Annotated in this window: 7 protein-coding genes and 1 pseudogene; 6 read left to right on the top strand and 2 right to left on the bottom strand. The window is 69.8% G+C overall.

Annotated elements, in window-relative coordinates; all coding sequences use genetic code 11:
• On the bottom strand, positions 1–515 hold a 515-nt coding region (locus AB0J09_RS50325), incomplete at its 3' end, for a DUF2218 domain-containing protein (protein ID WP_360708348.1).
• 18 nt (positions 516–533) lie between these two features.
• A complete protein-coding gene (locus tag AB0J09_RS50330; protein ID WP_360708351.1) occupies positions 534–1,148 on the bottom strand; it encodes a class I SAM-dependent methyltransferase in 615 nt (204 codons plus the stop codon).
• Positions 1,149–1,297: 149 nt separating this feature from the next.
• Here AB0J09_RS50330 and AB0J09_RS50335 point away from each other — a divergent pair, with 149 nt between their 5' ends.
• The 6 genes and pseudogenes from AB0J09_RS50335 to AB0J09_RS50360 all read left to right on the top strand — a co-directional run.
• A complete protein-coding gene (locus AB0J09_RS50335) occupies positions 1,298–2,065 on the top strand; it encodes an ArsR family transcriptional regulator (protein ID WP_360708354.1) in 768 nt (255 codons plus the stop codon).
• Positions 2,062–2,469 (top strand): VOC family protein, encoded by a 408-nt coding sequence (locus AB0J09_RS50340; protein WP_360708357.1) that lies wholly within the window; start codon positions 2,062–2,064, stop codon positions 2,467–2,469. Before AB0J09_RS50335 ends, AB0J09_RS50340 begins: the two co-directional genes overlap by 4 nt.
• A gap of 340 nt (positions 2,470–2,809) precedes the next feature.
• Positions 2,810–4,231 (top strand): hypothetical protein, encoded by a 1,422-nt coding sequence (locus AB0J09_RS50345; protein WP_360708360.1) that lies wholly within the window; start codon positions 2,810–2,812, stop codon positions 4,229–4,231.
• A 69-nt stretch (positions 4,232–4,300) separates the two neighbouring features.
• Positions 4,301–5,275, top strand: coding sequence for a MerR family transcriptional regulator (locus AB0J09_RS50350; RefSeq protein ID WP_360708363.1), 975 nt, complete (start codon positions 4,301–4,303; stop codon positions 5,273–5,275).
• 315 nt (positions 5,276–5,590) lie between these two features.
• Complete coding sequence (locus AB0J09_RS50355; RefSeq protein ID WP_360708366.1) at positions 5,591–6,970, top strand: protein kinase; 1,380 nt, start codon at positions 5,591–5,593, stop codon at positions 6,968–6,970.
• A gap of 97 nt (positions 6,971–7,067) precedes the next feature.
• A pseudogene (locus AB0J09_RS50360) lies at positions 7,068–7,399 on the top strand (serine/threonine protein kinase); the annotation flags it as partial.

Here is a 7,399-nt window from a genome sequence, read left to right on the forward strand (position 1 = left end):
ACGTCCGCAAGGACGACGTCCGCGCCCAGGCCCGTCCACTGCGGGATGGTCAGCACGCCGGCGGCCAGTCCCGCGTGCACGGCGATCGCCAGGATGGCGGCCAGTGTGAGGCCGAGCGCTGTGTGGCGTCTCCGGCGCGGTGGAGCCGTCGCCGAAGCCGGGCCGGTGGTGCCATCGGGGCGGTGCCAGTCCACGGTCAGGTCGTCACGCCGGCCCATCCTGGTGATGTTCTTGGTGAGAAGGGCTTGGGCGCGCTGCAGGCGGTCCTCGTCCTCGGCTTCGACGCGTAGCGTCAACGTTTCCGGGGTGGCATGGAGGGTGCAGGTGCCCCAGTCGAGCGTGATGGTCCCGTCCGTCTCCGACCAATTCGCCTGGACGTTCCTCGGCCTTTCGCCGCCGGCGTGTGGGCCAGGGTGAGCTGGGAACCCGTGGCCCATCTGGCTGGCGTGGCGGCAGAGCTGGACGAGGTAGCGGCCGGCACGGTCGGTTGTGATGTGAGCTTCGGCGGTTGGCACGGCTGATCCTTTCGGGGGTCAGATTCTGGTGACTGCGGCGAGCCAGGCCAGGACGCCGTCAGGGATGAAGGTGTTGTCGATGGTGGTGGCCTCGATCGAGTCGAGCCTCCAGCCGTCGGCGAACGCGTCTGTGATCTCCTGCCGCGTTACGCGGCGCGGCCCGTACTCGCCTTCGCCGGATTGCCGGTCGCTGAAGCACAGCAGGAAGAGGCGGCCGTCCGGCTTCACCACCGATCGCAGGCTGTCGACGTAGGCGGCCCGCTCGTCGTCGCCGAAGATGTGGAACACGAGGGAGTCCAGCACCGTGTCGAAGGACTCGCCGAGCTCGGCCAGCCTCAGCGCGTCGTGGCGGAGGAATCGCGCGGTGAGTCCGCGTTCGCGGGCCTTGTCCTGGGCGCGGCTGATCGCGATGGGGGCGAGATCGACGCCGGTGGCGTCCAGGCCCAGGGCGGCGCACATGAGGGCGTGCTCGCCGCTGCCGCATCCGACGTCCAGCACCCGGCCCTGGAAGAAGCCGGCGTGGGCGAGGCCGAGGAAAGCCGGCTGCGGGCGGCCTATGTCCCAGGGGAGAGGAGCGCTGTAGAGCTCCTCCTGTGATCCGTGCGGCGAATCTGTCATGGAAGTGTCGCCCATCTCTCTATGAGAACATGATGTATTCAATATATACACCATGTCTCGCAAAATGCAGAAGCTCAGGTTGTGTGCGGCGATCATGGACCGGCTCACCTGCTGTCACCGTTCAGTCCTAGGTCCATCAAATAAATTTGATGTATCTTTGAGACATGGCCTCGTCGAGCCAAGCCGCCCCGGCGTTCGTGCGCCTGGCCGGCCACCCGCTGCGCTGGCGGCTGCTGGCCGAGCTCGCCTGCAGCGACCTGCGGGTGCGCGAGCTGGTCACGCTGGTCGGCCAGCCGCAAAACCTGGTCTCCTACCACCTGCGGCTGCTGCGTGACGGGGGCCTGGTCACGGCCACGCGCAGCAGTTTCGACGGCCGGGACAGCTACTACCACCTGAACCTGGATCGCTGCGCGGAAGCGCTCGCCGGCGCGGGCACCGCTCTGCACCCGGCGCTGCGCCTGCGCCCGGCACCACCGGCGTCCCATCCGGTCGCACCGGTGGCGGTGCTGTTTGTCTGCACCGGCAACAGCGTTCGCTCACCCATGGCCGAAGCCCTGCTCCGCCGACGTACCGCCGGCAGGGTCGAGACGATCAGCGCTGGGAGCCGTCCCAAACCGCGCCTGCATCCGCACACCGCACGGGTTCTGCACGATGAGTACGGCATCGACATCTCCGGGCAGAGCACCCTCCACCTGAACGCTCTGACCGGCCGCCGGTTCGACTACCTGATCACCTTGTGTGACAAGGCCCGCGAGGTCTCCCCCGAACTCGTCGACCATGCCCGCCGCTTTCATTGGAGCATCCCCGATCCCGCGGCGGCGGGCGACGCCGGCTACCCGGTCTTCGCCCGCACTGCGGCCGACATCGACACCCGCATCCGGCACCTGCTACCGGTGCTCGCCACCGGCAACCGTAAGGAGGCACAGCCGTGACCCCATCCGACCAGTACGCCAGCGTCCGCTACCTCGTCGACGACGTCCAGGCGGCCGTCGACTTCTACACCACCCACCTCGGCTTCACCCTCAACACCAGCGCCGCCCCCGCCTTCGCCGACGTGGTCCGCGGTCCGCTGCGGCTACTGCTGTCCGGGCCCGCCAGCTCCGGTGCCCGCGCCACCCCCGGCGACGCCGCCGCCTCCGGCCGAAACCGCATCCACCTGATCGTCGACGACCTGGACACCGAGATCGGCCGGCTCCGCGGCGCGGGGTTGTCGTTCCGCAGCGACCTGGTGTCAGGCCCCGGCGGGCGCCAGATCCTGCTCGCCGACCCCGCCGGCAACCTGATCGAGCTGTTCCAGCCCGCTCAGCGGACCGGCCCCGCACCGGCCACATCCTGACCGCGGAACCGGGTCCGGCATGTCGTTGACGCCTTTCGATGGTGGACAACGGCATGTCAGTGAGGGTGAGCCTCGTGGAGGGGCAATCCGGCGAGGCGGGCGGCGATGACGCCGGCGAAGTCGGGGCAGTGGAAGATGCCTTCTCGGTGCCCACAGGCCAGTGCGTGGGCGATGGCGGTGCGCGCCGCCTGGGCCTGGGCGATCCGTTCGTCGAGCTCGGCGCGAGAGCGGGCCGTCGATGGCCGTACGTATCCATGCGTTCAGATGATCGGCCTGGCGGGGTTGGCCGACAGCGGGTGATCGTATTGGCTGGGAAGATCCCCGACGTGAGGACCAGAGGATGCCCCGTTCAAGAACCGTCCTGGCCGCGCTTGCCGTCACCGCGTCCGCGTTGCTGATCAGTGGAACCGCCGAGGCGTTGGCGGATCCGCCGTTACCCTCGGCGATCTTCCGCGCCACGCACAACAGCTACTCCGGCAACGTCGACGGCGCCAAGAACTCGATCGCCTACCAACTCGACCACGGCATTCGCTTCATCGAACTCGACATACACGACAACGGCTACGCCACCTCACACGACTACTCCGTCGGCCACGACTCGCCCGGCAACCTGGTCGACCACACGGGAAACCCCGCGTCGAACCTCCTGCGCGACTGGCTCAACGTGATCAACACCTGGTCCGCACAGCACCCCACCGCCGCACCGATCGTCGTCGCGCTCGACATCAAAGACGACCTGACCGACAACCCCTCGTACGCCGCGGGCAACCTGGCCGCGCTCAACCAGGAGCTCACCTCCGTCTTCGGCTCGCGGCTGTTCTGGGCCAAGGACTACCCGGCGAGCCCGCCGACGGTTGACGCGCTGCGCGGCCGGGTGCTCCCCGTGATCTCCGGCGACGGCAAGACCCGCGCCGAGTACAAACGCGACATCGGCTACAACCCGGCCGTCGCGGTCAACGGCCGGGGCCAGGTCGTGGAGGTACATGACTCGGGCCAGGGCGCGCTCTGGTACTGGACCGGCACGTACGGCGCCGACGGCCGCGTGACCTGGCTACGCCACGGAAAGTACGACACCGGTGTGACACCGGCCGTCGCGCTGAACGACAACGGCGACCTGGTCGAGGTCCACCAGTCCCAGAACGCGACCACGCTGTGGTACCACGTGGGTCACCTCGGCGCCGACGGCGAGATCACCTGGTCGCCGAGCCGCCGGTACGATGACGGCGTCCTGCCGACGGTCAGGTTCACCGACGCGGCAGGCACCCGGCTACGCGAGATACACCGCAGCCAGAGCGGTAGCCAGAACTGGAACTGGGACGGCGTGCTCAACGCCGGCGCGATGACGGTCTCGTGGAGCGGCAACGCCAAGACCTCCGACGCCCGCTACGACAAGACCACCTCGACCAGCGGCACGTCGCGCGTGCACGTGTGGAACGGCGCCGACGGCCCGACACCATCCCAGACCCTGCGGATCGACACCGACAGGTACACCGGCGACCGCATCCGCTACCAGCAGACCGCCTTCGACGAGTTCCAGCAGGGCGACAGCGCGGAGCTCCAGCAGGGCGCGCTGTTCTACGCCGCGCCCGCCACCGAGTCCTCGTTCATCACCGCGGCACGGCAGGCGGGCCGGCTCGTGCGAGGCTGGGACTTCGACTCAGCGAGCGAAGCGACCGACCCGCCGGCGAACTACCCGGCGACCAACCATCCGTACGACACCTGGTACCAGGACCTCCTCACGCAATCCGGCGCCGTCGAGTGATCCGGCACGCTCGGCCGGACGGTCCTCCGAGTTGACCTGGACCTGTGGGTACGGGTTTAGCGTTGGGGCGTGCGAGTCGGAGAGCTGGCGCGCCGGACCGCGGTGACGGTCAGGGCGCTGCGTTATTACGAGAGGGTCGGGCTGGTGGTGCCGGCCCGGCTGCCCAACGGCTACCGGGACTACGATCCGGTGGCGGTCCGCCAGGTCGAGGAGATCAGGGAGCTGACCAGTCTGGGCTTGTCGGTGGAGGAGACCAGGCCGTTCGTGGAATGCCTGGCCAGCGGGCACACCTCCGGTGACGAATGCCCCGCGTCGCTGGCCGCGTACCGGCATGTGCTCGATGGGATGTCGGAACGGATCGAGCGTCTGATACGGCGCCGCGACGCGCTGGCCGCTCACCTGGAGGCGGCCGCGCGCCGGACGATGCCAGGCCTGCCCGGCCCATCCGTTGACGAGGCCGCCGCGGGCACCGCGACGCTGACCGTGCTGCCCCCGAACCTGCCCGAACCAGCCGACGACGGGGCCGCCGACCATCTGACGGGACTGCGCCTGCCCGCGCTGACGCTGCCTGCCACCGACGGTTCGGCGGTCGCCCTGACGGCACTGGGCGCTGGGCGGACCGTTCTGTACGTCTACCCCCTGTCAGGGCGTCCCGGGGTGGACCTGCCGGAGGGCTGGGACACGATTCCGGGGGCACGGGGGTGCACGCCCGAGGCGTGCGGGTTCCGCGACCATCACGAGGAACTGCGCGAGGCCGGGGCGGCCCGGGTGTACGGGCTCTCCTCACAGTCGGGTGCCTACCAGCAGGAGCTCGTCGACCGGCTGCGCCTGCCGTTCGCGATGCTGTCCGACCCCGGGTTCGCCGTACGCGACGCGCTCGGCCTGCCGACCTTCACCGCCGGAGGGATGACCCTGTACCGGAGACTGACCATGATCGTCGCCGACGGGGTGATCGAGCACGTCTTCTACCCGGTGTTCCCACCGGACCGGCACGCGGGCCAGGTGCTCTCCTGGCTGCGGGCCCACAAGGAGCAGGCCCGATGACCGCCGGCGCCCGCCTTCGCCGCCGACGCGCCGCACTACATCTGGGGCGCCGGATGTGACGGATGGCGCCTCGTCGACACCGCCCGCCAGGCGCCCCTGGCCGGGATCACTCCACGTCAGGGGTTAGCCTCCTGGCAAGAGCGCGACAGCAACAGCCCGCCGGTCGACGGTGAACCATCGACCGTCTATCCGCCGCTGGCGCAGAGCTCCGTCCGCTACTGAGCGTCGGCGCGACCGGTTTACGCGACTGGCCCACTAGGTGTGACATTTCCCGCTATGGTGCCCAAGATCCCATAGGCCTGTCACAGGAGCCCCATGTCGCAAGTCCAACCCCTCCGGGAAGGCGACCCCACCGCCGTGGGGCCCTACCGGCTGTTCGGGCGTCTGGGCGCGGGCGGCCAAGGGGTGGTCTACCTGAGTCAGGGTCCGGACGGCAGGCCGGTCGCGGTCAAGGTGATGCGCGAGGGACTGGCCGGCGAGCGCCTCGCCAAGGAGATCGACGCGGCGCGGCGGGTGGAGCCGTTCTGCATCGCTCAGGTGCTCGACGCCTCACTGGGCGGCCGGCCGTACATCGTGACCGAGTATGTCGAGGGGCCTTCGCTCCAGCAGGCCGGCCGCCACGTCGGCGCTGACCTGCAGCGGCTCGCGGTGGCGACCGCGACCGCGCTGGCGGCCATTCATCAGGCGGGCATCGTCCATGGCGACTTCAAGCCCGCCAACGTGCTGCTGGGGCAGGGCGGGCCCCGGGTGATCGACTTCGGGATCGCCCGTTCTGTCGAATCGGAGCGGACGGCTACCAGCAGCATCGTGGGGACGCCTGCGTACATGGCGCCGGAGCAGCTCGCCGGAGAGCGGAGCGGGCCGGCCGTCGACGTGTTCGCGTGGGCCTCGGTCGTCGTGTTCGCCGCCACCGGGGTGCCCCCGTTCGGCGATGATTCGTTGCCCGCGGTGATCAACCGCATCCTGCACAACGAGCCGCAGGTCGGCGACCTGCCGCAACCGTTGCGCGCGATCGTGCTGGGGTGCCTGGCCAAGGATCCGGCGCGCCGGCCGGCCATGCGGGACGTGTTGCTGCAGCTCCTGGGCGGACAGGCCCCCGGGCGTCCGGACGGTGCCGACGGCCGCGCTCTGTCCACGGTGCCCGGGCGGCGACGGCGGGGGAGCAGGACGGCGGTCGTCGCGGGCGTCTCCGGTGTGGGGGCGCTGGCAGTCGCGGGTGCCGTCGTCTGGGGGGCCACGAGCGTCTGGGGTCTCCAGGAACCGCGACCGAGTACGCAGCCACTGACGTTCACCTCTGCCGGGACGGCGACCTCGACGAAGACGCCGACCCCGGCGAAAACGCGCCAGCGTCCGAAAAGGACCAGGAGTCCGTCCCCATCGAAACCGGTGGCCACGACCAAGCCGACGGTGAAGCAGACCGCGAAGCCGACGCGGTCCGCTCCCAAACCGGCGACCTCATCGGCCAAGCCCTCATCGGGCAGTGGTTCGTTCCGGATCGTGTGGGTGCGCGCGATGGGCGCCAGGAAGGCCAACACCCAGGACTGCCAGATCGGCCAGAGCAACACCTTCGGCCTGGTTGAGGGGACCAAGCTGGCCACCAGATTCCACTACGAATGGGTCCTGGACGGGTGGTGGAGCGCTCTGAGTCCGTCATCGCCGAATCCCACACTCAGCAGGTCGTCGGCCCGCTCGTGAAGCCGAACGGCCCTCACAAGATCACTCTCCGCGTCACGTCGCCCGCGACGGCGGCGCAGACGCTCTCGTTCACCATCTGCCCGGTCGGGACCGAGTGATGAACCCGCTCCTGCCCGAAGATCCCCCGGCCGTGGGCCCCTACCGGCTGCTCGGGCGGCTGGGCGTGGGCGGCCAGGGAGTGGTCTACCTGGGCCAGGGGCCTGACGGGCGGCGGGTCGCGGTGAAGGTGCTGGAGGACGGCCTGGCCGGTGATCATCGTTTCGCCAAGGAGATCGACGCGGCGAGGCGGGTGGAGCCGTTCTGCATCGCTCAGGTGCTCGACGCCTCACTGGGCGGCCGGCCGTACATCGTGACCGAGTATGTCGAGGGGCCTTCGCTGCAGGAGGCCGGTCGCCACTTCGGCGCCGACCTGCAGCGGCTCGCGGTGGC

The sequence above is a fragment of the Nonomuraea sp. NPDC049784 genome (assembly GCF_040659615.1).
GTDB lineage: Bacteria > Actinomycetota > Actinomycetes > Streptosporangiales > Streptosporangiaceae > Nonomuraea.